Annotated in this window: 26 protein-coding genes; 10 read left to right on the forward strand and 16 right to left on the reverse strand. The window is 38.5% G+C overall.

Annotated elements, in window-relative coordinates; all coding sequences use genetic code 11:
* Positions 1 to 181: 181 nt before the first annotated feature.
* Positions 182 to 1,606 carry a phospholipase D-like domain-containing protein gene (locus AC1D0Y_RS13235; protein WP_060747514.1) on the reverse strand — a complete coding sequence of 475 codons (1,425 nt, stop codon included), beginning with the start codon at positions 1,604 to 1,606 and terminating at the stop codon, positions 182 to 184.
* A 172-nt stretch (positions 1,607 to 1,778) separates the two neighbouring features.
* Here AC1D0Y_RS13235 and AC1D0Y_RS13240 point away from each other — a divergent pair, with 172 nt between their 5' ends.
* Positions 1,779 to 2,045 carry a hypothetical protein gene (locus AC1D0Y_RS13240; protein ID WP_028408720.1) on the forward strand — a complete coding sequence of 89 codons (267 nt, stop codon included), beginning with the start codon at positions 1,779 to 1,781 and terminating at the stop codon, positions 2,043 to 2,045.
* Positions 2,046 to 2,047: 2 nt separating this feature from the next.
* Here AC1D0Y_RS13240 and AC1D0Y_RS13245 read toward each other — a convergent pair whose 3' ends face one another.
* From AC1D0Y_RS13245 to AC1D0Y_RS13255, 3 genes are all read right to left on the reverse strand, one after another.
* Entirely contained in the window at positions 2,048 to 2,647 is a 600-nt protein-coding gene (locus AC1D0Y_RS13245; RefSeq protein ID WP_050689955.1) for a DUF3298 and DUF4163 domain-containing protein, read from the reverse strand.
* Positions 2,648 to 2,991: 344 nt separating this feature from the next.
* Positions 2,992 to 3,846, reverse strand: a complete 855-nt coding sequence (gene folD, locus AC1D0Y_RS13250) for a bifunctional methylenetetrahydrofolate dehydrogenase/methenyltetrahydrofolate cyclohydrolase FolD (protein ID WP_060747354.1) — start codon at positions 3,844 to 3,846, stop codon at positions 2,992 to 2,994.
* A 248-nt stretch (positions 3,847 to 4,094) separates the two neighbouring features.
* The gene (locus AC1D0Y_RS13255) at positions 4,095 to 5,495 is read right to left on the reverse strand and encodes a tannase/feruloyl esterase family alpha/beta hydrolase (protein ID WP_098249851.1); all 1,401 of its coding nucleotides are present in this window, start codon (positions 5,493 to 5,495) and stop codon (positions 4,095 to 4,097) included.
* A gap of 201 nt (positions 5,496 to 5,696) precedes the next feature.
* Between AC1D0Y_RS13255 and AC1D0Y_RS13260 the strand changes: the two genes are divergently transcribed.
* Positions 5,697 to 6,167, forward strand: coding sequence for a staygreen family protein (locus AC1D0Y_RS13260; protein WP_028408724.1), 471 nt, complete (start codon positions 5,697 to 5,699; stop codon positions 6,165 to 6,167).
* 52 nt (positions 6,168 to 6,219) lie between these two features.
* Entirely contained in the window at positions 6,220 to 6,699 is a 480-nt protein-coding gene (locus AC1D0Y_RS13265) for a hypothetical protein (protein ID WP_430247786.1), read from the forward strand.
* 33 nt (positions 6,700 to 6,732) lie between these two features.
* Here the strand turns inward: AC1D0Y_RS13265 and gltD are convergent, their stop codons facing one another.
* Together gltD and gltB are read right to left on the reverse strand one after the other, a co-directional pair.
* Positions 6,733 to 8,214 carry a glutamate synthase small subunit gene (gene gltD / locus AC1D0Y_RS13270; protein WP_013082931.1) on the reverse strand — a complete coding sequence of 494 codons (1,482 nt, stop codon included), beginning with the start codon at positions 8,212 to 8,214 and terminating at the stop codon, positions 6,733 to 6,735.
* 16 nt (positions 8,215 to 8,230) lie between these two features.
* Positions 8,231 to 12,784, reverse strand: coding sequence for a glutamate synthase large subunit (gene gltB / locus AC1D0Y_RS13275; RefSeq protein WP_028408725.1), 4,554 nt, complete (start codon positions 12,782 to 12,784; stop codon positions 8,231 to 8,233).
* Positions 12,785 to 12,918: 134 nt separating this feature from the next.
* Here gltB and gltC point away from each other — a divergent pair, with 134 nt between their 5' ends.
* Both gltC and AC1D0Y_RS13285 read left to right on the forward strand, forming a co-directional pair.
* Complete coding sequence (gltC, locus tag AC1D0Y_RS13280; RefSeq protein ID WP_013056801.1) at positions 12,919 to 13,821, forward strand: glutamate biosynthesis transcriptional regulator GltC; 903 nt, start codon at positions 12,919 to 12,921, stop codon at positions 13,819 to 13,821.
* Between the two features lie 160 nt (positions 13,822 to 13,981).
* Positions 13,982 to 15,052 (forward strand): DUF3900 domain-containing protein, encoded by a 1,071-nt coding sequence (locus AC1D0Y_RS13285; protein WP_025752107.1) that lies wholly within the window; start codon positions 13,982 to 13,984, stop codon positions 15,050 to 15,052.
* Positions 15,053 to 15,123: 71 nt separating this feature from the next.
* On the opposite strand, the gene AC1D0Y_RS13290 is transcribed toward AC1D0Y_RS13285, so the two are convergent.
* Positions 15,124 to 15,303 (reverse strand): H-type small acid-soluble spore protein, encoded by a 180-nt coding sequence (locus AC1D0Y_RS13290; RefSeq protein WP_013056799.1) that lies wholly within the window; start codon positions 15,301 to 15,303, stop codon positions 15,124 to 15,126.
* A 77-nt stretch (positions 15,304 to 15,380) separates the two neighbouring features.
* Positions 15,381 to 15,740 (reverse strand): hypothetical protein, encoded by a 360-nt coding sequence (locus AC1D0Y_RS13295; RefSeq protein WP_028408726.1) that lies wholly within the window; start codon positions 15,738 to 15,740, stop codon positions 15,381 to 15,383.
* Positions 15,741 to 15,960: 220 nt separating this feature from the next.
* Between AC1D0Y_RS13295 and AC1D0Y_RS13300 the strand changes: the two genes are divergently transcribed.
* The 3 genes from AC1D0Y_RS13300 (at position 15,961) to AC1D0Y_RS13310 (ending at position 16,899) form a co-directional block, all read left to right on the forward strand.
* A complete protein-coding gene (locus AC1D0Y_RS13300) occupies positions 15,961 to 16,269 on the forward strand; it encodes a hypothetical protein (RefSeq protein ID WP_477707690.1) in 309 nt (102 codons plus the stop codon).
* 141 nt (positions 16,270 to 16,410) lie between these two features.
* Positions 16,411 to 16,557 carry a hypothetical protein gene (locus AC1D0Y_RS13305; RefSeq protein WP_013056796.1) on the forward strand — a complete coding sequence of 49 codons (147 nt, stop codon included), beginning with the start codon at positions 16,411 to 16,413 and terminating at the stop codon, positions 16,555 to 16,557.
* Positions 16,558 to 16,686: 129 nt separating this feature from the next.
* Positions 16,687 to 16,899 (forward strand): hypothetical protein, encoded by a 213-nt coding sequence (locus AC1D0Y_RS13310; RefSeq protein WP_013056795.1) that lies wholly within the window; start codon positions 16,687 to 16,689, stop codon positions 16,897 to 16,899.
* A gap of 60 nt (positions 16,900 to 16,959) precedes the next feature.
* Here AC1D0Y_RS13310 and AC1D0Y_RS13315 read toward each other — a convergent pair whose 3' ends face one another.
* The 4 genes from AC1D0Y_RS13315 to AC1D0Y_RS13330 form a co-directional block, all read right to left on the reverse strand.
* A complete protein-coding gene (locus AC1D0Y_RS13315) occupies positions 16,960 to 17,394 on the reverse strand; it encodes a MerR family transcriptional regulator (protein ID WP_013056794.1) in 435 nt (144 codons plus the stop codon).
* 523 nt (positions 17,395 to 17,917) lie between these two features.
* A complete protein-coding gene (locus tag AC1D0Y_RS13320) occupies positions 17,918 to 18,526 on the reverse strand; it encodes a class I SAM-dependent methyltransferase (RefSeq protein WP_098333280.1) in 609 nt (202 codons plus the stop codon).
* A 60-nt stretch (positions 18,527 to 18,586) separates the two neighbouring features.
* The gene (locus AC1D0Y_RS13325; protein ID WP_169305171.1) at positions 18,587 to 18,763 is read right to left on the reverse strand and encodes a hypothetical protein; all 177 of its coding nucleotides are present in this window, start codon (positions 18,761 to 18,763) and stop codon (positions 18,587 to 18,589) included.
* A gap of 95 nt (positions 18,764 to 18,858) precedes the next feature.
* A complete protein-coding gene (locus AC1D0Y_RS13330) occupies positions 18,859 to 19,473 on the reverse strand; it encodes a poly-gamma-glutamate hydrolase family protein (protein ID WP_028408728.1) in 615 nt (204 codons plus the stop codon).
* Between the two features lie 391 nt (positions 19,474 to 19,864).
* On the opposite strand from AC1D0Y_RS13330, the gene cyoE reads away from it, so the two are divergent.
* Positions 19,865 to 20,782, forward strand: coding sequence for a heme o synthase (gene cyoE, locus AC1D0Y_RS13335; protein ID WP_013056789.1), 918 nt, complete (start codon positions 19,865 to 19,867; stop codon positions 20,780 to 20,782).
* A 24-nt stretch (positions 20,783 to 20,806) separates the two neighbouring features.
* On the opposite strand, the gene AC1D0Y_RS13340 is transcribed toward cyoE, so the two are convergent.
* Both AC1D0Y_RS13340 and AC1D0Y_RS13345 read right to left on the reverse strand, forming a co-directional pair.
* Entirely contained in the window at positions 20,807 to 21,745 is a 939-nt protein-coding gene (locus AC1D0Y_RS13340) for a carbohydrate kinase family protein (RefSeq protein ID WP_098249856.1), read from the reverse strand.
* A 1-nt stretch (position 21,746) separates the two neighbouring features.
* Entirely contained in the window at positions 21,747 to 21,956 is a 210-nt protein-coding gene (locus AC1D0Y_RS13345) for a cysteine-rich CWC family protein (RefSeq protein WP_028408730.1), read from the reverse strand.
* A gap of 162 nt (positions 21,957 to 22,118) precedes the next feature.
* Here AC1D0Y_RS13345 and AC1D0Y_RS13350 point away from each other — a divergent pair, with 162 nt between their 5' ends.
* Positions 22,119 to 23,477 (forward strand): D-serine ammonia-lyase, encoded by a 1,359-nt coding sequence (locus tag AC1D0Y_RS13350; RefSeq protein ID WP_136789394.1) that lies wholly within the window; start codon positions 22,119 to 22,121, stop codon positions 23,475 to 23,477.
* 31 nt (positions 23,478 to 23,508) lie between these two features.
* Here AC1D0Y_RS13350 and AC1D0Y_RS13355 read toward each other — a convergent pair whose 3' ends face one another.
* Both AC1D0Y_RS13355 and AC1D0Y_RS13360 read right to left on the reverse strand, forming a co-directional pair.
* Entirely contained in the window at positions 23,509 to 24,891 is a 1,383-nt protein-coding gene (locus AC1D0Y_RS13355; protein WP_328240196.1) for a PH domain-containing protein, read from the reverse strand.
* Positions 24,884 to 25,366 (reverse strand): PH domain-containing protein, encoded by a 483-nt coding sequence (locus AC1D0Y_RS13360; protein ID WP_477707691.1) that lies wholly within the window; start codon positions 25,364 to 25,366, stop codon positions 24,884 to 24,886. Before AC1D0Y_RS13360 ends, AC1D0Y_RS13355 begins: the two co-directional genes overlap by 8 nt.
* Between the last annotated feature and the right edge of the window lie 35 nt (positions 25,367 to 25,401).

The following is a 25,401-nucleotide window of genomic DNA, read 5'->3' on the forward strand; positions in this document are numbered from 1 at the left end:
GGTTTCCACGTGTCTTCCTCCTTTTTGTCTATTATGTTTATACTACCTAGTTTTTCCAATAAATAAAAGAGGATAATTTACATTATGTGATAAGTTTGTTTATTCATTTATTTATAAGATATGTAACAAAAAGCACTCAATGGTATATCCATTGAGTGCTTTTTGTTCTACTGCCGATTGTTTAAATAAATTCCTTAAAAAACCTCGTCACTTTTGCAAGGGCGTATAGGAAGGTCCGCTTCATAACAGGTTCTTCTGTCTTTTGGATGTCAGGAGATTTAATCCATCGCTTATGGTTAGCAATAAGGACACTTTTATCCATTTTGTTTTCCATCGCCATCGTCAGCTTTTTTGCAAATTCTTGACTATCGATAATGACCATGGATTCACTATTCAAAAATGTAGAACGGGAATCTAAATTAAAAGAGCCTACGGCACTGAGTCTTTGATCATAAATCACAGACTTTGCATGAATCGAATAAGGTCCTTGGTATTCGTAAAGCTTTACACCTGTTTTCACAATCGTATCACGCATACTTATATACCCGGAAAAAGCCAACACATTGGGCGTAGATGTAACTGAATTTGTGAGTAGCGTCCATTGAACAGCTGGATTCTTTTTCATTGCTATATACTTTCTCATCGCATTGGTTGGCACCACATAAGGACTTTGAATAAGAACAGAGCGGTTAGCTGCTTCTGCCAGATTAATAAACGTTTTCCACATAAAAGGTCGTTTATTAAAGCGTTCAATTGGATTATGAATAAAAGAAACACGCTTTGTAGGAACGGTGGAAGCATTCCAATTAATCTTAGGCGTCGCAAACGTTTCTCCTACTTGCTTAGCTTTATCATATTGCTGCAGCAGCAAAGCTTTCATCCTATTTCCCTGATCGACCTGGTACTGCGTGAGATGATAAAAAGCTTTTTTAGTGTAAGGATGAGCCCATAATTCATTTATATAATTTTGCATTTGAGTGATGACGCTATCTTGTTTATATTTGCTGTTTGTAATAAAGACATCACGATCATAGACGAAATCTGGAGGAGGCTTTTTAGCCAAATACTTGTCCCCTATATTCCGTCCTCCTATTATACCTAGTCTACCGTCTACAATCATTATTTTGTCATGCATACGATTTTGCCACGCCCAAGGTTTAAACAATTGAAGCGGTTCGTAATACTTCACTTCAATATTGGGATGTGAAGCTAATGCATAGAGCACGCCTCTTCGATTTCCTCGTAAGCCGTTAGCTATCCCATCTAAGAGAACGCGAGTATGGACGCCTCGATCAGCTGCTTTAAAAAGAGCGGCCATAATTAAATCAGTTGACTCTCCTTTTCCTATTGAGTAATAAGCAATATCAATCGATTTCTCAGCTTCTTGAATCATTTGAATACGAACTCTTCCTGCCTCATAACCATCTTCAAGAAGTCTCACTCGGTCCGTAGACTCCCTGTGACCAAAAAAGCTAGTCGGTTTAATTGAGGTCGTTCCCTCTCCTGTTTTTAAAGGTACATAAAAGAGAACCACCGCCGCTATAACCACGTACAGAATATATAAAGATAAAATAATAAGTAATCCTTTGAATGCTATTTTTATCATCGCAACTCCAGCTTCTTGTCTTTTTCTGTTATCGTTCACAAATAAGGACCATTACATGCAAGAAACTGCTTCCTTGATTGCTTTGCCTTTTGTCTTTTTGACACATTTATTTTTTCTGATTCACTATTTGTATAGTATGCTAGTACATATCATAGAAAAAAGGATGATGGTGATGGAGGAATATTCTTTTCGTTTTCATATCACAGATTCTTACCCTTTGCAAAATGAAAACGATAAAATAGAAGCTGTGGTACGCACCAAAATCAAGCATGCGGAGGGAGGATGCTTGTATGAGGGTTATCTTCGTGTTCATATCACTAATATTGGGGTCTTTCCTGTAGCAAAAGATATTGCTGAAGCGATTAGCGTTCGTTCGCTTCGTCAGCAGTTAGCGGCCGAATTAAAAAGATACGTACGGCCGCACCGCAATTTTTTATAACTTTATCCAAACATTTGTCCAAGTGGACTTTCATCTTCAATAATATCTTGAATAGCGTAGATAGAAATTGGAAAGTAAGGAATTCCATATGCGTAAGGGGCCAGGTCATACAGCTGATAAAAGAGCACAAGTGATTTATCGGCGATATAAAAATCTTGATCTGGTTTAATTCCTTTATACTCTCCAAGAACCATAATATCGCGCTCTTTTATTTGCTCTCCTACTATTTTAGAAAGAATGCTCACGTAATTACTGTCTTTTTTAAATAGATCTTTGAGTTGATACGTTTTTCCAGTCAGCACATTAAACGTTAACGGAACGACCACGGTCAAACCATGCGCTCCCCCGGAATAAGCAAAATTGACAAGTGTTAAGCTGAGTACATTTCGCTCGTTCGTTTTCAACTCATAATAACCCGTTTCTTCCGTATCCGGATTTTCTCCATATCCCTGCTGACGAATTAATTCATTCGTGCGCTGCAAAATTTTACTGTTCATGCTGTGCTGAACAGCTTGATTAGTCAAATGTACAACTGGATAATAAACGTTTAACTTTTTCTTCACCATTTGTTGAGAATATACGGTTGCAGGTAACGTAACCATCGCTTCCTCCTCTTTGTATACAGGTTGTTACATTCTATTCTTTTAGCCTCCATTCCATTACTGAAGCAAAGAAAGGTTCAGACATAGCGAAATCAATCCAACCTAAAGACAAACAAACTGGATAAATGCTCTAGTATGGATTGCTTGTAACACCGCTATTGATTTCCGCAGAAGTCTTCGCCTTTCTCTCCAATCACCAGCTAGAAGCACACTCATACATGAAACCTATGTTAACTTTATCAATGAAAAAATCCGAACAAGTTTGATTCTCAATCAAGAATCAAACTCGTTCGGATCTTCCTTCAACGAAAATACCTTTGTCTCAGCCTCTTTTTTACTTCTTGTTATTTTACGTTGTTAATTGTTTTAGCAGCATCTACCGTATTTTTTAATAACATTGTGATGGTCATCGGGCCAACTCCGCCTGGTACTGGTGTGATATAACCTGCAACTTCTAAAGCCGCTTCGTAATCAACATCACCAACGAGTTTACCATTTTCCATTGTGTTACCTACATCAATTACAATCGCACCCGGCTTAATATCATCTGCTTTAATAAGTCTAGGTTGTCCTACAGCTGACACAAGAATATCAGCTTGTTTTGTTAAAGCAGATAAATCTTGTGTGCGAGAGTGAGCAATTGTTACCGTTGCACTTTCTTGAAGTAAAAGCATGGATACTGGTTTACCAACAATATTGCTTCGTCCAATTACTACCGCATGTTTACCTGAAATTTCTTCACCTGAACGTTTAATTAACTCAACGATGCCGTGTGGTGTACATGGTAAATAGCACTCATCGCCAATAACCATATTCCCTACACTTACTGGGTGGAAGCCATCTACATCTTTTTTAGGAGATACAGCATTTAATACTGCTTTTTCATCAATATGTTTTGGTAATGGAAGTTGAATAAGAATACCATGAACAGATGGATTTCCATTCAAGTGATGGATTTCGTTTAAAAGCTCTTCTTCAGTAATCGTTACGTCACGTTTGATAATTTCAGATGCAACACCGATTTCTTCACAAGCCTTTGCTTTTGCTTTTACATATGATTGCGAAGCAGGATTTTCTCCTACTAAAATCACGGTTAAACCAGGAACGATACCTTTTGTTTTTAATTGAGCTACCTCTTCTTTTAATGCGGCGCGCAGTTCTTGCGCTACTTCTTTTCCTTTAATTACTTTCGCTGTCATGATGTTTTTTGCTCCTTTCAACTGTAGCCATTTAATAAATGTACGAATTATAGTTATTAATCTAACACAAAAGTTCGGTTTTGTTCAATGTTTTTATTATTTTTATTTTAAATAGATGAAAATAAATAACAAATAACGTATATTCCGTTCTTATCGTACTATAATATTTTGTATTCACCAAAGGTGTTTTTATTCAAACATTGCTTTTCCAAATTAAAAACCGCACCTTCGGCACGGTTTTGAACGATTTATTTTTCTGTTGATATGCTTTTCTTTGTAGTCAACGGCAGCACGTCTTCCTCTGTTTTTAGATCTTTTACATGCATTTCCTTGAGAGGCGCACTTATTTTCTTATTTTTCGGAGGTTCTTCAAAATTCTCCACCCAATCACATAGCAGTTCAAATCCTTGATACACATAAGGCAGGAGAGGCTGAAGCTTTCGATCTGGGTCAATTTGATGATTCCATACTAAGCTATCAATGTGGTTGCCATTTTCAATTACATAGTGACGATGAAGGTGCTGCTTACCAGAATCTTTTACCAGTTGTTCATAAGGATAAGCATGAATATCCGGAAAAATAAGAGCATCTAACGACCCTGTAATGCTTATCAACGGAACGGAAATATCACCTGTATTTTCAATTTCACGAACTCTTTGCTTTACATCTTGCGGTCTTTCTTGATAATCATACTTTTCAAAAATAGAATCTAACGAACGGTCTCTAACTCCGTTTTCAAAAAGAGTCAAGTATTTTTGCCATGGAATGCTTCCAGGTGCTTGACTGTCAAACTCATCTCTATATATATTAAGCGTTAAAAACCAATAATACTGGTCATGATATGGCCATAAAAACTCAGATCCTTTTGGCAACCCTGCTTGATACAAACGGTGCAAAGCTTCTTTTTGCGATTCACCTACGGTGTACAGTGCTTCTTCGGCATGATTTACAACAGGTGTTAAGGAAGTAATCAAGTTATCGTGATCAGCTCGCCACATAACCCCTTCCCATTCAACGCCTCCATTAAAAAGCTGAGGCTCTCCATGTTTCCCGTCGTTTTCTAAAGCATAGCGAACAACATAACCCCCGTTAGAAATACCTAACGCATACGTTTTTATATCAAAATATTCTGTCACTTCATTTTGAAGTTTGTGACGATAATTTTCAAATAAAAATCTCTGCGCGATTTTTGTCACTGCTCGGTATTGAATATGCCATTTTCTAATGGAGTCTTCTTCTTTGACTAGAGCGTTCTTTGCTTTAGCAAATGGATCATCTCTCACTTCTTCTCCCTGAGTTCCTTTATCAGAAGCAGCAAACGCAAACCCTTTTGCCAACACATAGTCGCTGAATAGTAAATCCGTTGATTTCTCATCTCGGGTAGCTGGGACTCCTGACATAACTAACTTTCCATTCCAATCATCGGGAATTCGAATGAGAAATTTACCACCATCAACTTCACCTTCTACTTGAACGCCCGTTATTTCTTCAGGCTGATACATGTAATACCATCCATTTTTTTCTTCTTTTGTTCCCCAATAGATAGGAGCCAGCCCAATGTTCCCATAGGCAGTCGCTGCTTGAAATTGAAGAGGGTTTTTAGTCGTTAGCCAGTTTCCATACTTACCGTCAAACGTTGTGATATTCAAGTGATAACCTCCATTCACATTTGCTTTTGAAGACTCTCTTGGGGACTATACATGCATAATTTCAGTTAAATATTACCATCCTTTTCTCAAAAAGTACATCAAAACGCCTTTCTTACAGAAAGAAAGTAGACATTTATCACAACTGAGCCCATAGCGCCGTATAATATTGAAATTTATTCAAAAAAAGGAGTGTAAATGACTATGAGTTCGTTTAATTCTTCAAAACTTTCTACGACTCTTATTCCCCCTGCTACTTCCTCCTATCCGGTTTCCGGAAGAAAATATACTCTCACTCATTCTGATACAACCGGTCAGCTTTTTTTAAGCATCGGATGCTCATATAACAACAAGGCGATAGATAAAAATATGCGTGATGAAGTACTAGCTGCGCTTCACGTAACAGACCGACAAGCAGTTATTCAAGGCGAAGTTTTTGTTAGTGGAGGCGAGTTCAGCCGCGAGCAAGCGCAGCTTCGTTATCAAATTTTCCGTCGTGAACTCCCCCTTGCTTTAGAAGCAATGTTTTACGGAGACCAAGCGTTTTTTCAACATTATCCCGACTTGCTAAATACACCCATTTACATTTATTTTATATCGACTTATCAAGAATTTAGAGGGTGGTCCTATTATCAAACTCCTAAATTTTATTTAAAACAAACATGCAGCAGCTAGCACGCTCGTGCATAAACTAATGGGAAATGAACGAGGAAGGTGTGAATGTTTCATGTACAGTCAATGGGTTTACCCCTATATGCCGCGCTATTACCATCCAGTGGTTCCTACTACGAATGAAAATTATTTAGAACCTTATAGATACAATGAAGACTTATTTTCTTATATCCTGCATGAAGAAGAGAAAGTTAGATCTACACGCGATGTAGACAGAGTGATGAAAATTTTAAAACGACAGTATCAGTCCATCTACAGAGATGCTCAACGAGGCGGGGTGGATAGCAAACTAACAGAATACTTATTTCGTTCCATTGTAAGATTTGTTGATGATAACTATAACAATTACAGCGGATCTATTAACGAACGCGTTGAAAAAGCCGCGCGACAGTTAAAAAAACGTGACCCCTGGATATTTGAACTTTTCAACTTATACAGCGTTTCCCCCGCTTCACAAGTTCGAATTACCAACACGATTTTAACCGTTTCATTTGAAAATTTACGTAGAGGAAATGAAGTGCCAAATCCTAGATAAACAAAAAACCGCCACAATTGTGACGGTTTTTTATTATGGTAATACAGTTGCTCCCATTAGATGGCTATCAACTTGTTTAGCTACTTCACGACCTTCATGAATAGCCCATACGATTAAACTTTGCCCACGACGAGCGTCACCAGCAGCAAAAACACCTTCAACATTTGTTTTGTAATTTCCATACGCTGCATCTACGCGACGATTTTTCGTTTCAACACCAAACGCTGATAGAACCGGATGCTCTGGACCTTCAAACCCAATCGCAATAAAGACAAGCTGAGCTGGCCATACTTTTTCTGTTCCTGGAATTTCGGTAAAGATGTACTGTCCATTTTCACCTTTTACTTTTTCCATTTGAACCGTATGAAGTTCCTTTAGATTGCCTTGCTCATCTGCCACGATTTTTTTCGTTTGAATTGAATATTCACGTGGATCGTCCCCAAATTTTGCCTGTGCTTCTTCATAAGCATATTCAAGATTAAATACATGTGGATATTCAGGCCACATATTATCTGCCGTACGCTCAGCAGGAAGCTGAGGATGTTTACCAAACTGAACAACGCTGCGGCATTTTTGACGAAGAGCAGTAGCTACACAGTCAGCTCCCGTGTCTCCGCCTCCAATAACAATAACGTCTTTTCCTTCAGCATCAATAAATTGACCATCTTTGAAGTTAGAGTCTAAAAGGCTTTTTGTTGAAGTTGTTAAGTAGTCCATTGCAAAGTGAACTCCTTTTGCTTCACGACCTTCTAATACTAGATCTCTTTGCTTCTGAGCTCCTGTACACAAAATTACAGCATCATATTGTTCTTTTAATTCTTCAGCAGTAATGTCTTTTCCAACTTCCGTATTTGTTACAAAATCAATACCTTCTTGCGTCAATAAGCGAACACGTCTTTCCACTACTTCTTTATCTAGCTTCATATTCGGGATTCCATATGTTAATAAACCGCCAGCACGATCTGCTCTTTCATATACCGTTACGGAATGACCCGCTTGGTTCAGCTGATCTGCGCTTGCTAAGCCTGCTGGCCCAGAGCCAATAACAGCAATTTTTTTGCCTGTTCTTTTCTCTGGAATTCGCGGAGTAATCCACCCATTCTCAAAGCCTTTATCAATAATAGCGCGTTCGATATTCTTAATCGAAACGGCTGGATCTGAAATAGCAAGCGTACAGGAACCTTCACACGGAGCAGGACAAACTCGTCCTGTAAACTCCGGGAAGTTGTTCGTTTTCATTAAACGCTCTAAAGCTTCTTTCCAGCGTCCTTTATAAACTAAATCATTCCACTCTGGAATTAAGTTATAGATTGGACATCCAGAAGTAAAAGCATTAATATCCATTCCCATGTGGCAAAAAGGTGTGCCACAATCCATACATCGTGCCCCTTGACGGCTTAGCGCTTCATCAGATAAAGGAGCAGCATACTCTTTCCAATCACCTAAACGTTTTAACGGGTCACGTTCCTTCCCTTTTTCACGTTTGATTTCCATAAATCCTGTTGGTTTTCCCATCGTACTCTCCCCTTTCTTACTGAGCTACCGCTTCTTGTTGTTTTGCCGATGCTTTCTTTTCTTGTTTTGCATTTTCCTCAAACGCACTCATAGCTGCTTCTTCTTCCGTTAGTCCAGCTGTTTTTTGCTCTTCAATGCGATTCATCATGCGTTTATAATCATTCGGAATCACTTTTACAAATTTTGAAAGTGATTGTTCCCAATTTTCCAAGACAAATGCTGCTTTATGACTATTCGTATATTTCAGATGATTTGAAACCATCTCTTTTACTTCTTCTGCTTCTTCGCCTTTTAAGCCCTCAAACCCAATCATGTCTTTATTGCAAAGGTTTTTGAATGCTTCTTGATCATCAGCAAATACGTAAGCAATACCGCCTGACATTCCTGCACCAAAGTTTTTACCTACATCGCCTAATACGACAACACGTCCGCCAGTCATATATTCACAGCCATGATCGCCAATTCCTTCAACCACTACGTTCACACCGCTGTTACGAACTGCAAAACGTTCTCCTGCTAGCCCGCTAACATAGGCTTCACCGCTTGTTGCACCGTAAAATGCAACGTTCCCAACGATAACATTCTCGCCTGACACAGCTGTTGTTTCCTTAGGTGGAGCAACAATGATTTTACCTCCTGATAAACCTTTTCCGATATAATCATTTGCATCTCCAGTTAGATACATAGACATTCCTTTTGGAACAAACGCACCAAAACTTTGTCCTGCTGAGCCAGTAAATCGAAGAGTAATCGTATCTTCTGGCAGACCTTTCTCACCGTAACGTTTTGTAACTTCACTTCCCACAATTGTTCCAGCTACACGGTTAATATTAGAAATTGGAAGTTCTAACTCGACTTGATACTTATGCTCGATTGCTTGCTGTACCGCAGGCAAAATCTTTTGCATATCAAGAGATTCGTCAATTTTATGATTTTGAGGTGTTTTAAAGGTACGTACACCTTCAGCTTGATATAAAAGAGTTGTTAAGTCTAAGTGCTGAGCCTTCCAGTGATTTTTTGCACGTTCGCTAACGCTTAATACGTCTGTGCGTCCAACCATTTCATCCACTGTTTTAAATCCAAGTTCAGCCATAATTTCGCGCACTTCTTGTGCAACAAATTTCATATAGTTAACGATGTGGTCCGCTTCTCCCAGGAACTTTTTACGAAGCTCTGGATTTTGCGTCGCCACTCCAACTGGGCATGTATCTAAGTGACACGCACGCATCATGATACAGCCTAAAACAATTAAAGGTGCCGTAGCAAAACCAAACTCTTCTGCTCCTAGGAGTGCTGCCATGACTACATCTTTACCCGTCATTAATTTCCCGTCTGTTTCAAGCACTACTTTTTCACGAAGACCGTTTAACATAAGTGTTTGATGAGCTTCTGCTAAGCCAAGTTCCCACGGTAGTCCAGTATGTTTAATACTGGTTTTTGGAGATGCTCCCGTACCTCCGTCGTAACCGCTAATGACAATAACATCCGCTACTCCTTTTGCTACTCCGGCAGCAATCGTTCCTACACCTGCTTTTGAAACGAGCTTGACGCTGATTCGTGCATCACGGTTTATATTTTTCAAGTCATGAATAAGCTGCGCTAAATCTTCAATCGAATAAATATCGTGGTGTGGAGGAGGTGAAATTAAGCCTACTCCTGGCGTTGATCCACGCACATCTGCCACCCATGGATATACTTTGTTTCCTGGAAGCTGACCGCCTTCTCCAGGTTTTGCACCTTGTGCCATTTTAATTTGAAGCTCATCGGCATTCACAAGGTAGTGACTTTTCACTCCAAAACGCCCAGAAGCGATTTGTTTAATCGCACTGCGGCGATTATCTCCATTCTCATCCAGAGTGTAGCGGCTAGGATGCTCGCCGCCTTCTCCACTGTTGCTGCGTGCCCCTAAACGGTTCATCGCAATCGCTAATGTTTCATGAGCTTCTTGACTTAAAGATCCAAACGACATAGCACCTGATTTAAAACGTTTTACAATCGAATCAACTGATTCCACTTCATCAATAGAGATAGATGAACGCGATCCATTAAATGAGAACAGGTTGCGCAAGAAACCGATGCGTTCTTCATTAGCCGATTCAGAGAATTTTTTAAATAAGCTGTAATCTCCCTTACGGCAAGCCCACTGCAGCGTGTGAATTGTTTTTGGATTAAACGCATGATGCTCGCCCGTGTGTCTCCACTGGAAGTCACTTCCTGATTCTAACGTTTGCTCAATTGTTTCAACATAAGCATTGTCATGACGCGTTTTTGCTTCTTTTGCAATAACATCTAAACCGATACCGCCAAGCTGCGAAGCAGTACCTGTAAAATAGTGATCGATAACCTCTGCACTGATTCCAACTGCTTCAAAAATTTGTGCGCCCCGATAACTTTGCACCGTCGAAATACCCATTTTAGACATTACTTTTACGACACCTTCAGTAACGGCTTTTACATATTTCTCAACAGCATAGTCATACGATACGTTCAACGTACCGGCGTTAATTTCATTTTGATATGTTGCAAAAGTAAGATATGGATTAATTGCGTCTGCGCCGTAACCAATCAGCGCTGCAAAATGGTGCACTTCACGCGCTTCTCCTGTTTCTACAACAATGCTCGCCTTTGTACGGTTTCCTTTTCGCACTAGGTGCTGGTGCAGTCCGCTAACCGCTAATAAAGCTGGAATAGCTACGGATTGAGCTCCCGCTTCACGGTCTGTCAGAACAAGAATGCTAGCACCTGCGTTAATCGCCGCTTCAGCTTCAGCAAATACGCGATCAAGATCTGCTTTTAAATCATTTGTAAATACAGCAGATATAACAGCACTTTTGAAATCTGGATGAATGGCAGACTTCAGCTGATCAGTTTGATCGTTTGTTAAAACCGGTGTCTCAAGCTGAATTCGATGAATATTTTCTTTGGTTGGATGCAGTAAATTCCCTTCTGCACCAAGCAATGTCATTGTTGATGTAACCAACTGTTCACGAATAGCATCAATCGGTGGATTGGTTACTTGAGCAAATAGCTGCTTAAAGTAATTGAACAGCGATTGAGGACGATCAGACAACACGGCTAATGGAGTATCATTACCCATTGAACCAAGCGGATCTTTTCCTTCTGTAATAACTGGAACTAAATATTTATGAATATCTTCATACGTGTAGCCAAATGACTTCTGGCGAATGACCAAATCATCGAAGTATTCAGATTTTTCTTCCTGCACTTCTGGCAACGTTACCAGCTGTTCATCTAACCACTCTTGATAAGGCTCAGCCTGTGCCATTTCAGATTTAATTTCTTCGTCTGAAATAATCCGGCCCTCCTCTAAATCGATTAGAAGCATTTTACCTGGGCTTAAACGATCTTTATATAATACATTTTCATCTTCAACATCAATGACGCCTACTTCTGATGAAAGGATGATGTAATCATCTTTTGTAACATAATAGCGAGCTGGACGTAAACCGTTACGGTCTAAAATAGCACCGATTTGCTTTCCATCCGTAAACGAAATAGCAGTCGGACCATCCCATGGCTCCATTAATGCGCTATGATACTCATAGAAAGCACGTTTTTCTTTTGACATGTGCGGATTCTCAGACCAAGGCTCCGGAATAAGCATCATCGCTGCATGCGCTGGCTTGCGGCCGGCCAATACAAAGAACTCTAGCGCATTATCTAACATGGATGAGTCGCTTCCTTCAGCATCTAAAATTGGAAGAACCTTCGGCAAATCCTTACCAAATGCGTCCGAAACAAACTGCTGTTCACGTGCTCTCATCCAGTTTTGATTACCGCGAAGCGTATTGATTTCACCGTTATGAATTAAATAACGGTTTGGATGTGCTCTTTCCCAGCTTGGGAACGTGTTTGTGCTAAAGCGAGAATGCACTAAAGCAAACGCTGAAGTGAAGTCTTCATCTTGTAGGTCAAGATAAAAAGCATCAACTTGCTCAGGCGTTAATAACCCTTTGTACACAATTGTTCTACTTGAAAGGCTCGTAAAATAAAAACGGTTTTGACGCGCCTGCGCCCAATTTTCCGCTTGCTTACGAATAACATATAGTTTGCGTTCAAACGCTAAGTCATCTTGAATACCGTCATTTGCCCCAATAAATACTTGTCGTACGTACGGACAGCTTTCTTTTGCAACTTTTCCGATTTTTCCGACATTTACAGGTACAGTTCTCCAACCTAGTAACGTTTGTCCCTCTTCTTCAATTAATTTATTAATATAAGCTTCGATTTCTCGACGCTCGTCTTCGTTATTTGAGAAAAAGATCATTCCAACTCCATAACGACCTTTTTCAGGCAAGTTCAATTCAACGCATGTCTTTTTAAAGAACGCGTGTGGAATTTGCACCATTAATCCAGCTCCATCTCCTGTTAGCGGATCGCTTCCCTGTCCGCCTCGATGGTCAAGCTGGCAAAGCATATTTAGTCCTTTTTTAACGATATCATGTGACGCTACGCCTTTCAATTGAGCGTATAGTCCGATTCCACATGCATCGTGCTCAAATTCAGGACGGTAGAGACCTTGAGCTTTTGGCATTTGATTGTATGTCATCTTCTTCTCCCCCGTTCGTTTTCTTTATCTTTTTAAGATCACCTGTTTACATTGTAAGTTTTCAAATCAATATAAACAATATATAATTTAGATAAAACTAATCTAATTTTGATATATATAGATGGAGGATGCCTATGGAACTGCGTCAATTACGCTATTTTATGGAAGTTGCAAAAAGAGAACACGTATCTGAGGCGGCAGAATATCTGCATGTAGCTCAATCAGCGATCAGCCGTCAAATCGCGAACCTGGAGTCTGAGCTAGGTGTTAGTTTATTCAAACGCGAAGGAAGAAATGTCAAGTTAACAGCAATAGGAAAAGTCTTTCTTGAGCATACGGAGACGGCTATGAAAGCTATTGACTATGCGAAAGAACAAATTGATGAATACCTGGATCCCGAAAGAGGAACGATTAAAATCGGATTTCCCACAAGCCTTGCCAGTCACCTTCTTCCTACTATTATATCAGCCTTTAAAGAAGAACACCCAAATGTTGCTTTTCATCTTAGACAAGGTTCGTATAAATTTTTAATTGAATCGGTTAAAAAAAGAGATATTAATATCGCTTTTTTAGGCCCTGTACCTGTAGAGGACCAGAGTATAGAAGGCCATATTCTATTCACTGAAAATCTTTTAGCCCTTGTTCCTTCTCATCATCCGCTCGCTGAACGGGATAACATTCGGCTGCGGGATTTAAGAAATGAAGATTTTGTACTATTTCCAAAAGGATTCATTTTACATAAAATGGCCTTTGACGCTTGCAAACAAGCAGGATTCATGCCCAATATTTCATCTGAAGGAGAAGATTTAGATGCGATTAAAGGTCTTGTATCCGCAGGAATCGGCGTCACGCTTCTTCCTGAAAGCACAGTGTCTGAAACGACTCCTCGTTTTACGACTAAACTCCCTATTCATACGCCGCAGCTTCAGCGTACAGTCGGGATGATTATTCCTCGAAATCGTGATTTAGCACCTTCTGATAAAATTTTTTATAAGTTTGTCAAAACCTTTTTTGAACGGTTGGAGCAGTATAAATAAGAGAGGCCCCCTGCCTCTCTTATTCTTTGCTTTATACACTATTCCTCAGCTGATCAATTGTATAAATAGATCTTCTTCCCCTAAAGCTAACAGGCATTGACGCTTACCGGACTCTTTCTTATACTGAAGTAACTGACTAAAAAGAAACAAGGTGACTGCTATGGATTTTAAAATTAATTTTTTATCATTTTACGTAATACAAGTAGAAGGAAAAGAAGAACAGGCTTCTAAACAATATAAGCATTTTCAAACGCTTGATACAGAAGAATATGACGAAAGTTCCATTAAAGATTTTTTAGACGGTGAATTTAAAAAAATTGTAAAACGCAAAGTAGAGCGACACCCCAAAGCAGAACAAGTGCCTACAAAGCTCGGGTATTTTATAGTTGAACCAGGCCACGCTCTCGACTCAAACCCTAATTATAATTTATTTCACCGCACTCGTTTTGCCACAACCAAAGAAGAATTTGAAGAAAATAGCGAACAGTTTATCAATGCATACCTTGATACTGCAGCCGTTCGAGGAGGAGCATTTTTAGTTGTATCTGCTGTTCCAAGAAAATATTTTGATCATGCTTTTGTGTTTATTTTAAAATGTGACTTCGAACCAAAAGTGGCTTCAATTTCAGATGAATCAACCCTTATTCGTCACGTAGAAATGGCGATTACTACTAAAAACATGAAATCTATTCAATACCCATACATGCCTGAAGAAGGCATGGTCGAAGAAAGTGAACTTGTCATCCACCAAGCGTCTCACGCTCGTTACTTTGAAGACTTCTTGAAATTTATTGACTACAACGAGCCGATGCCTGAGATTATGAAAACACAAGTAATGGATATGGTGCGTGAACACGTCAGCGAAACGTTTGAAGCAGAAAGCGTAGAACTCGAACAGTTTGAATCGGACATGGAACTGTGGGCAACAAGTGAAAAGCGTGAGCTTCAAGAACGTTTAGATACGCATCAAGTCATGGAAGCTGCTGCTCATATCGTCGAGCATACCCCTGATGCGGAGCTTAAAATGAAGCTTGGCGAAACAGAGATTAAAGGACTGTTAGCTGATTTCGGGGAAAATATTCACTTAGCAAAAGTGAACGGACGCTACGTGGCGTTAATTGAAGCAGAATCGATTCTGTTTGAAAAAGGCGCGTCTCCAATTGAGTTTCATAAGCCAGGTGATTTGCACGGAATTATTGAGAAAATCAGCAGTAAGAAGTGGGAAGAATAAATAAAAGCCAGAGAGTACAACATAGCTCTCTGGCTTTTATTTAACTGAAAAACCAGCTCTATTTATCCACCTTAATTCTCTACTAATTGGCTCACGGAAACATTTTGTTCATTTTCTGGCTGACCTAGCGGATAAATTCTTACCGTATCATTTTCTTCGCTTACATGTTGAATATAAACGGCCGTATCGTTATACGTAACGTTAGCCATAACGGGTGAATCAGCAATTTGTTTTGCTCGCTGCTTGTCCACGTTTCTTCCCCCCTCTATGCTGATATACATATAAGGTTTGTTTAAAGAATAGATGCTATTCGCCCCCTAGAGCAGTTCTACCGTTTTTTAGCGGTGCGGTAGCCAAGGTAAAAAACGAAAGAAGTATAGGTAATGAATGCAGCTCCAGCCAGCAAGAGCATTTTGTGATGATGCCAAAGGGCCGCATATGTTTTGATGAAGATCCCGTTTGTAAGTAAAATATATTGATACACAATAAAAGCAACCACTAAAGCAAGAAACAGCACTCGAAACAAACGAATGAAATCAATGTTAGATAAAATGGAAGCAGCTTTTACCCAGGGCGATGTAGGAGGCTGCGCTTTTTTAGTGCTTCGGCTCTTCGACTTTTGTTTCTTTGCAGGCGGAGCTTTTGATTCTTCTATTTTAGGTGCTGGTTTTTGTTTTCCTTGAGCCATTAGTCACTTTCCCTCTTTCTTAAATAAAGTGTCTAAAAAAGAAGCTTTTCTATTTTGCATATTCAAGACAAGATCGGCTATCTCCTTTTGACTTTTAAAAATACTTTCCTTTTTTAAATACAGAATGTCTTTAGGTATGTGCCTATAGCATTTTTCTTATCTTCGCATACGTTATATCGTGTTTGATTTGAAATTACTATGTAAAAGGAGCGGTGCCCTAATGAACCCTTATTATTTCAACCCTGGATACATTCCTCAACAAGTTGATTACTCAGTTCAACAATACTGTCCCCCTTACGTACCACAGCATGAAGAATACGATGAAAGACAGCAGCTTCAAAATCTTGGAGGATTTGAACGAAGAATTCGTGCCCTTGAGAGACAAAATGAGGAGCAAGTCAGAGAAATTACTCGTTTAAATCGCGTTGTGGAGCGACATACTGATCGTATAAACAGATTAAATCAGCGCTTACGCAATGTAGAAAGAAGACTTAACATTCCATTTACAGCAAGCCCGGACGGATTTTAAACTCAGCTTAAGCATTCCCGTTTCTTTTGAGCGAGAATGCTTTTTTACATGTCTTCCGTCGTTTTTGATAGCACAAAGGATATTTGATTAAACTTTACATAAAATAAAATTTGACTATGAAAAAGAAAAGGAGAAAATCACATGAAATCCCCTGTTGTTATTTGTCCTAACTGTCATTCTCAAAAAGAGCTTGCTACCGTTTTAACTGCTCAGTCCAATCAAAACGTTATCTATACATGCTCAGCTTGCGGCTATAAGCTGACAAACATTAAAACAAGCAAAGGGTAATCAGTATCTCTCACCTCACTTAGTACCTATACTCAATACGTTCTTCTGTCCATATACAAAAATTAACGTTTACGTAAATGTTATTAATTTTGTATACTGATAGTATTATGGGAAAGGGAGTTGAAGAAGTTGAAGTTTAAAATGAAGGAACGCGGGCAGCTGCATTTGAGTCCCGAAGGAAAACAATTAATTTTAGACTTGTACGAATCAAATATGATGGAATCTGTAAATGAAGCTTTGGATGCTGAGACAAGAAGCTTTCACAGTGGAAAAGCCGATGGGATACAGGCTATTTTACTTCTTTTAGGGGTACAGCTAGAAGAAAACACTTCACAATCGTAAATCAATGCCCTATAAAAACCGTAAAAGCAGACGCACTCTTCTGGTGAATGCGCCTGCTTTTTATGATTCTTCCTGCTCAAATTTTACAATTGCAGTCTTAGCACGATCTCTCAGTGACAGAAGGTCAGACTCTACTTTTAAGATGTTTTTCTTTTTCTGTTCAATCAGCTTGAGCTGCTCTTCTACCGTATGTAATACTTGCTCTAACTTTTCTTTTTGTTGACTTGTTCCTTTCACTTGCCTATAATCCATCTTTTGTATTTCAAGAGTATCACTTAAAGCAAGAAATTCCTGTAATTCTTGAAGTGAAAAACCCATGACTTCTTTGGCATTCGTAATTTTCTTTAAAAATTCTACATGTTCTTCGGTGTACAGACGAAATCCACCTTCACTTCTTGGAGGTGCTGGCATCAGTCCGATTTGTTCATAATAACGAATTGTACGTTTTGTTAAACCGCTTTGCTTCGCTACATCATCTATTTTTAGTTCACTCATTTTTAAATCCCCTTTAATCAATTCACAATGTCAACTTTTCATACTTGTTACTATTATACACTAACGTTAGATATCTCAAAACAAATCTGAACAGCTGGGCACTTATTTAAAAATAAATAAGCAATTTCTTTACCCTTTTTTAGAGTAAAAAAATTGCTTATACAGTATATGCTGGGTTCTTTTCTCTAAAACCTTATCATAAATGCCGTTCTTGTTAATTTACGATTTAGCATACAAATTAATAAATTTGTTTTTGAGAGTTCTTATTTCTATCCACTAAATGTTTATTAACTTGTATGTAGCCTTCTCTTTCTGTACTAGCCCCGCCTGCGCTGAGTACACCGATAGCCACGCATGCTATCCAACCTAATTTCATTATAACAGAAAGCGCTTACATAATAAAGTGTTATGCTTTAATTTCTAAAAAGTTATAAATAAAAGCAGCAGGTATTTTTCCACCTCCTGCTGATTTGTTCAATAGAACCGTCAAGATACAGCTTTATCAAACAGTAAATAGTTCGTCTTAATAAGCTACTTTATAAATCAAAAACCGTTCATATGGGTTTTTACGATCCAACTCTGGCAGCATTACCTCTTCTTTTAAAATGAAAGAAGGGTGTTTTTCGAGGTGATGAAGATAATCCTCCGAACTATAATATAAAATCAAATCAATCTCGCGTTTATTCTCTTCCCACGAAAGCAAAATATTGTTCACTACTTGGATAAAAATTTGAACTGAAAAAGGATTAAAAAAATAAAAGCAGTTGTCTAGCGGATGAATCTTATATTCCTGGGCTAAACAACACTGAAAATGAATAGGATGTTTGCGACCCTTGGCTTTTTTTAAATAGCCCCTCTGATTATCTATGGCCTGCTCATAAAAGTGCTCGTTCATTTCTACCCCTACAGCGGTGGCATTGCACAGGTAGTTCACATAAAAATTTAGCCTTCCTTTTCCACACCCGAAGTCGACAATTCTATCGCTGCTTGTTAGCTCATACTGAGTGAAAAGTGTTTCTAATGCACTATAAGGCGTAGGTTCATAACGATGGTAATGAAATGAATCATTGAATCCCTTTTGTTCTCCCGTTGTTTTTATATTTAATAAAGCGTCATAATATTGCTCATTCATGGCCAATCTCCTGTTTATAGTTGTTGAAAAAGAGAAGGACAGATGTCCTTCTCTTTTTTCTCACTCTACTTTCACACGCATTTCTGATATTTTAAGACCAATCTCTTCGATTAACTGCACAGCTTCCGCTCGTTTTTGATCATCTAATGTGCTGATTCCCCGTACGTCTACGCTTTTTAAATATTGATAAGAGGCTTTAAGACGTTCTAGGGTATCTTCTTGGTCAAATGTTTTCATGATTATCTCCTCCAGTATATGTAGTTACTATATGTATACCACAAACATGTCCGTAATAAATCTAACCTGTTTAATAAATACTAAACGTATCTGTTTTATCTAAGAGGAAATGCGCTTCTAATAGCTGATATATACTCAAAAAATTCCTGGGTTTTCGAATTTTTACGTTCATTTCTCGTGTTAGTTGCAAAAAAAGCTTCTCTTTGCGCTTTACTTATCTCAATTTGCACACCCATCCTCCTAGCTGTTTTATTGGTTATATTTCTAGGGCTTGTACCGGAAAAAGGGTCTTGATCTGATAAAATTTCTGTGCTAAAACCTTTGGAAACAAGCGCCTCATACACTTTGGATCTTAATGCTTTGTCAGCACCGCCGATTTTAGTGTGTTTTTCACTTTTATCATTGTATCCATGAAAAGATACGGCATAGTCTTCTTTCGATATAATAGTTAACGCATGAGGTTCATCAAAATGAGTGGATGTGATATGAAGATCGGCATTTCCTGATTTCTTTAACCCTTCAAATATATAGTACGAGTATTCGTTTCCTGCTAGCCCAACAGCAAGTTCGGATGTTCCAGTTTCGATACCTCCGCCGTGTATCGCAAGCATAATAATGTTAGAAGGTCTGATTTCGAATTGAATTTTGTAGTCTTGGTTGTATACTTCATGAGAGGCAAGTTCAGAGAAGCTAGCATATTTATCTGGCATCATATATCCTCCTTGTGAATAAGACATAGTAAATAAACTTATTAGTTCTTTCTTTAATGTACCACATCTTTTCTTTCATCACATACTATGTGATTGCAATTACCAATAAATATGGTACGATTAAGTTCGAGTTTCTTGCTCGTTAAAAGTTCACCAGATAGTCAAAATTTTCATTTTTAAGCATTCCATTTTTATCTTATAATAAAGGATGTACTTATTTTTAATTGGTAATTCGACATTATTCTTTGTTTTTTTAAAAAGTTCAAGGAATGTTAACAAATTTTACGAGCAACCTTGATGTAATTACGATATTTTTTTGTTAAAATAGTTTAGTTGATTAATAAAGATTAGGTTTATTCATGTAGGAATAAGCTCAAAAAGGAGAATTGCTGTGAAAAATACCGAAGTTATCACAAAGGAATCACTTCCTATCAATCAGTATTTTTCCCGGGAAGTAATCAGTGCTATTATAAAAACTGGGATTATTAAATCGAACTCACTAGGAATGGTTGCTGGGCTTTGTCTCGCAATTGCTGTTAATGACTTAAGCTTTGTGACACAAATTCCTATCATTATTTTGGCTTTAATTGGGACATCCTTTGTCGTAGGAGGAGCTGGGGCAGTTAATAACTTCTATGACCGTGATATTGATGCGATCATGAAACGTACGAAAGACAGACCGACGGTAACAGGAGCGGTCAACCCTAAATTTGCTCTATGGCTAGGACTGGCTTTATTTGTTATCGGTGTAGGCATTTTATTTTTAGTTTCTAACATGGCCGCCATTATGGGTATTTTAGGATTTTTCTTTTATGTAGTTCCTTATACTATGCTTACAAAACGTACAACTATTTATAATACCGAAGTCGGAAGTATTTCTGGAGCTATGCCTCCAATCATTGGCTGGGCCGCTATTTCACCAGACTTATTTCATCCGGTAGCCATTGGATTGTTTGTATTTATGTTTTTATGGCAGCCTCCTCACTTCTACGCTATTGCGATTAGAAGACTTGAGGAATATAAAGCCGCAGGTGTACCAATGCTTCCTGTAGTAAAAGGGATCCGTCGTTCCAAAGTCCAAACGCTTGTATACCTAGTTATTTTGCTAGCGGCATCTTTCTTATTTTTATCGTTTAGTAAAATTATCGCATTTACAATGTTTGGTTTAACACTAGTGTGGATGCTTCTTGGGATTGTTGGATTTAAAAAATTAGAAGATACAAAATGGGCTACTTTAATGTTTGTGTTCTCATTGAACCATCTTACGATTATTTTTGCCCTTATGATTATACTGTCATTTTTTAAATAATAAACGTTCAAAAGCAGGTAGCTATCAGCTACCTGCTTTTATACTAGATACATCTTTTGCTTTAAGCGAAATCATTCCTCCGTACCTTGCCGAAACTGCTCCACCTAACGCGTTAGCAAACATTGTGTACTGCTTCTGTGAATCCTCACTTTCAGGTAATCCTTTTTCGTGAACACACCATAAAATTCCTGCCATAAATGCATCACCCGCTCCCGTCGTGTCTATCACCTGCACTTCTTTTGCACTCACATGAAGCGTTTGATTTGCAGTAACGGCTACTGCGCCATTTTCTCCCTGAGTGACCCATACGTACGGAATATGATACGCTCTCAGTTTTTCTAGGCTTTCTGTCAGGTCTGCTGAATTCATCAAAAATAGGAGCTCATCTTGAGAGATTTTCAAAATGTCTGTTTCGGACAAAAATGGTGTCACGATATTTCTACATGCGGCTTCACTTTCCCACCTTTTCATTCGAATATTTGGATCAAACGCTACAAGCATACGATGTTTTTTTGCGAGCTTCACAGCTTCTTTTGTAGTTTCCTGAGAAATTGGATGAAACAACGTACCTGATCCAAAATAAAAAATCGCTGCCTGCTCAAATAAAGCTTCCTGCAGCTCATGTTTATACACTTGCTCATGAGGGGTAGAATCTATGTAGGAATGGAAGTAGCGATCTCCTTCTTTACTTTTATGTACATACACTTCACAAACTTTTTTAATCTCCGATATTACACAGCCGCTTTGATTCACTCCTTCAATTAAAAGATTCTTTCTTACAAAATCACTTGTTTCGTCACTGCCCAACTTGCAGATATAATATGCTTTTGTTCCTAACTTCTGAACTCCGACTGCTACATTAACCGTTGTACCTCCTAAAAAAGGGGTAAAGCTAGTGTTAAATTCGTTTTTAGCAATATAATCAATAAATGCCTCACCGTATGAAATAATTCCTTTTTTCAAGTTAATCCTCACCTTCTTTCTTCTGTCTCCCAACGCATTTGACACATACACACGCTTTTCCTCTGCTTTCTAAAGGAATTTGTTTAAACAGATCAGGAGTAAAAACTTCCTGCATACACCAACACTTTTCTATTTCTCTATCTTGTACAGAAGCACAGTTATTTTTTTCTCCGCAGATAGGACACCTGCTATCATCGCCTGAAAATGCCATGAATTCCTCTCCTTTTTTCTATGCAGTTGTATAGATTATCTTTATTAGTATACAAGAGGTGGTTAAAATGCGCTTTCTACTTTTTGATATTTTCGTTTTCAACTTCTTCTATTCCTGGTACTATACATATAAAGGAAATAACATATTGCGAAAGGAGCCTTTATGACGACAAATTTATTTCACCAAAAACCCCTTGCTACATGGATGCATGAATATCCTTTATTAACACCTTTAATCAATAAACGGGAAATACTTTGGATAAATCCTTATATAAAACCTGCTCAAGAAGCACTTTCTTCTCTTTCTTTACATACCAAAGACATAAAAGATGCAAAAGAACGACTTTCTCGCTTTTCTTCTTTTCTTCAAATCGCTTTTCCTGAGCTGAAAGCATCAAAAGGAATCATTGAATCACCTCTTCAAGAAGTTGCATACATGAAAGACTATTTAAATCAACAAATGAATAACATGCTGCAAGGAAAATTATTGATGAAATGCGATCACGATCTTCCCATATCAGGTTCTATTAAAGCAAGAGGCGGCATTTATGAAGTATTAAAATTTGCTGAAAGTCTTGCTATCAAAGAAGGACTGCTTACCGAGGAAGACAGTTACGCTCTTCTAGCTGAAGACCGATGTAAAAAGTTATTTTCTTCTTATTCTATTGCAGTAGGATCTACCGGTAATTTAGGTTTAAGCATTGGTATTATGAGCGCTACTCTCGGCTTTAACGTCACTGTCCATATGTCAGCGGACGCTAAAAAATGGAAAAAAGATCTGCTTCGTTCTAAAGGTGTAACCGTTATTGAATATCAGTCTGACTACGGAAAAGCCGTGGAAGAAGGACGAAAGCAAGCCGAAGCAGACCCCGCCTGTCATTTTATTGACGATGAGCAGTCTAGAGATTTATTTCTTGGTTATTCCGTTGCGGCTTTACGTTTGAAAAAGCAGCTAGCCGAGTTGCAGATTCAAGTAGACGCCGAACACCCTTTATTTGTCTATTTACCTTGCGGAGTAGGTGGAGGTCCTGGCGGTATTACGTTTGGATTAAAAGCGATATACGGTGATCACGTTCACTGCTTTTTTGCTGAACCTACTCACTCTCCTTGCATGCTGCTTGGATTAATGACCGAGCTGCATGATGGCATTTCCGTTACGGATATTGGACTTGATAACGTAACAGCTGCCGATGGACTAGCTGTAGGAAGGCCATCTAGCTTTGTAGGCGAAACGGTAAAATCGCTTATTAGCGGAATTTATACCGTAGAAGATGATCAGCTTTTCCGATTTATTTATGAGCTAGCCAATCGTGAAAATATGTATATAGAACCTTCAGCAGCGGCTGGTTTACAAGGGCCTCTTCACCTGATGAAAAGCGGGTCTTCCTATATACAAGCGCAAGGACTAGAAAACGATATGTCAAAAGCTACTCATCTTGTATGGTCAACTGGAGGCAGTATGGTGCCAGTTGAGGTGATGAACAGCTATTACGAGCAAGGGAAAAATTTAATGAATAGATAACGTCAAAAGGCATGGAGAACAATGATGTTCTTCATGCCTTTTTAGCCGAAGTAGCTTGCAGAAAGATAGGATGCCAAATCTCAAATGGAAAATATCCGGACTTATAGCTGCCGCTTGTACCCATAGTTGCAATTTTTATTTTCCTGTATCCTTTTTTCCATAAAAAGGTTCCTGCAAACACCTCAATTTCTTCTATTTTCTTCCTTCTAATAATCGTTGTTTTTCGTGTTAAAAACTGCGATCGAATACTGACAAATACATCGTTCATCATCAAGCCACCTTGGCGATAGCCCAACCAGTGAATAAGTACGTATACAAGGCATAGCACAGCAATAATCCACACAAACATTGATTTCCAAAAGCTAATGCCAATCCCTGCTGCCGCAAATAACAAGACCGGTAATAGTAATGGATACCACGCATATTGAATCGCTGTATTTCTTGGACACCTTACATATTCATAGTGCGGCACATATACGTTCATTAACGCTGCAATCTTTTTTTGCTGGATAAACGGGTGTAAATAGACCTTTTCTTTTAAATCAGAGGTTACGACGTTTAACGAAACGGAAGACCATCCAAATAAGCGTCGAACCAACCCTTCCTCTATCGTAACAGCCTGTATTTTATGAAAAGGAATCGTAAGGGATTTCTTATTTAACAATCCGTATTTAATATGTAGATAATGATCGTAGCGCTCTACTGTAAAACCGCCAAACCGTATTACATATAAAACAATAGACAGCAAATAAGCAAGCACCACAATTACAGCCACTAATACAAATAAACCAAACATCGATTGATGAATCACTTCTTCGTAAGCTGTCTTCACCCAGCGGTTGATATACGTATCAATATACTGATAGAGAAAACCAAGAGCAGCAAATATATACCCAAAATTCCCGGAAAACGCAGCAGCTAACGCCAGCTGTTTCACCGACACTTTCATCGTACGTTCAGGACTTTTTTCCCTTATTTTCGGCTGACTCCCCGAAAGCTTTAACGTATCTTTAAGATGGTGCGCTTCTTTTAGTGAAATACCAGATAAATCAATTTCAGCATCCGTACCGCTGCTGGCCGTGTCAATACGAAGCCGGGCTAAGCGAAGAATTCTAAAAACAAACGGCTGATCTAACTGAATCGATTGAATGCGATTTCGTTGAATAAATCGTTTTTCTTTTTTAAAAATCCCTTTATACAGACGCACTTCCGTTTCCGTTACTTCATAACGAAATTCCTTCCAAGTAAAAAAAGCAAATAAAGCGACTACGCCTCCCGCTAATAGCGTTGCCCACCAATATGTAAACAATAGGTGCCGATTGACGATAAATACAAACACAAAAGGCAGGATATTATTTTTTATATGTTCAATAAATGCTATTGCAATATATAGCGGATGCAGCCGCTTACTCATCTTCATCATCTACCTCTGCTAGTCTAGCAATATACTCTCGCAGTGCTTCAGCATCTCTTTGTACAAGTGCAGGAATTTCGACGCTTCCAGCTGCTGTAATGATTTTAACAGATGCCAAGTCAAATTTTCGAAAAATCGGCCCTGTCAATGTTTCAACGTGCTGCACTTTCACAAGCGGAATTTTCGTATGATACCAGATGAATAGCCCTCTTTGTACATCAATTTGAGTATCTGTGACTTCATATGAATATACATTTATATATACATTTGGAGCTATAATTGTATATATGATAAAGCTCACGACTAATAGTCCAGCTGATATCCATCCAATAATTGACCACCAATTAAAAAAATGAACGAGTAGAAAATAACCCGCTGTTGCAAGAAGCCATAGGCTATGCGTAAAAATGGATTGCCAGCGCATCGCTTTTTTAGCCTCGAGGGGCAATTTGCCCTTTAAATGTTCAAACTCCATAAAAACTCCTTTCTCTACCTTTTTTACTATTCCTA

The organism is Priestia sp. P1_B12_1, from assembly GCF_056406695.1.

Excerpts from the sequence above, each read along its gene's own strand:
- AC1D0Y_RS13235 (WP_060747514.1), bottom strand. The coding sequence starts at position 1,606 with ATGATAAAAATAGCATTCAAAGGATTACTTATTATTTTATCTTTATAT.
- AC1D0Y_RS13240 (WP_028408720.1), top strand. The coding sequence starts at position 1,779 with ATGGAGGAATATTCTTTTCGTTTTCATATCACAGATTCTTACCCTTTG.
- AC1D0Y_RS13245 (WP_050689955.1), bottom strand. The coding sequence starts at position 2,647 with ATGGTTACGTTACCTGCAACCGTATATTCTCAACAAATGGTGAAGAAA.
- folD (WP_060747354.1), bottom strand. The coding sequence starts at position 3,846 with ATGACAGCGAAAGTAATTAAAGGAAAAGAAGTAGCGCAAGAACTGCGC.
- AC1D0Y_RS13260 (WP_028408724.1), top strand. The coding sequence starts at position 5,697 with ATGAGTTCGTTTAATTCTTCAAAACTTTCTACGACTCTTATTCCCCCT.
- AC1D0Y_RS13265 (WP_430247786.1), top strand. The coding sequence starts at position 6,220 with ATGTACAGTCAATGGGTTTACCCCTATATGCCGCGCTATTACCATCCA.
- gltD (WP_013082931.1), bottom strand. The coding sequence starts at position 8,214 with ATGGGAAAACCAACAGGATTTATGGAAATCAAACGTGAAAAAGGGAAG.
- gltB (WP_028408725.1), bottom strand. The coding sequence starts at position 12,784 with ATGACATACAATCAAATGCCAAAAGCTCAAGGTCTCTACCGTCCTGAA.
- gltC (WP_013056801.1), top strand. The coding sequence starts at position 12,919 with ATGGAACTGCGTCAATTACGCTATTTTATGGAAGTTGCAAAAAGAGAA.
- AC1D0Y_RS13285 (WP_025752107.1), top strand. The coding sequence starts at position 13,982 with ATGGATTTTAAAATTAATTTTTTATCATTTTACGTAATACAAGTAGAA.
- AC1D0Y_RS13295 (WP_028408726.1), bottom strand. The coding sequence starts at position 15,740 with ATGGCTCAAGGAAAACAAAAACCAGCACCTAAAATAGAAGAATCAAAA.
- AC1D0Y_RS13300 (WP_477707690.1), top strand. The coding sequence starts at position 15,961 with ATGAACCCTTATTATTTCAACCCTGGATACATTCCTCAACAAGTTGAT.
- AC1D0Y_RS13305 (WP_013056796.1), top strand. The coding sequence starts at position 16,411 with ATGAAATCCCCTGTTGTTATTTGTCCTAACTGTCATTCTCAAAAAGAG.
- AC1D0Y_RS13315 (WP_013056794.1), bottom strand. The coding sequence starts at position 17,394 with ATGAGTGAACTAAAAATAGATGATGTAGCGAAGCAAAGCGGTTTAACA.
- AC1D0Y_RS13320 (WP_098333280.1), bottom strand. The coding sequence starts at position 18,526 with ATGAATGAGCAATATTATGACGCTTTATTAAATATAAAAACAACGGGA.
- AC1D0Y_RS13325 (WP_169305171.1), bottom strand. The coding sequence starts at position 18,763 with ATGAAAACATTTGACCAAGAAGATACCCTAGAACGTCTTAAAGCCTCT.
- AC1D0Y_RS13330 (WP_028408728.1), bottom strand. The coding sequence starts at position 19,473 with ATGCCAGATAAATATGCTAGCTTCTCTGAACTTGCCTCTCATGAAGTA.
- AC1D0Y_RS13345 (WP_028408730.1), bottom strand. The coding sequence starts at position 21,956 with ATGGCATTTTCAGGCGATGATAGCAGGTGTCCTATCTGCGGAGAAAAA.
- AC1D0Y_RS13350 (WP_136789394.1), top strand. The coding sequence starts at position 22,119 with ATGACGACAAATTTATTTCACCAAAAACCCCTTGCTACATGGATGCAT.
- AC1D0Y_RS13355 (WP_328240196.1), bottom strand. The coding sequence starts at position 24,891 with ATGAGTAAGCGGCTGCATCCGCTATATATTGCAATAGCATTTATTGAA.
- AC1D0Y_RS13360 (WP_477707691.1), bottom strand. The coding sequence starts at position 25,366 with ATGGAGTTTGAACATTTAAAGGGCAAATTGCCCCTCGAGGCTAAAAAA.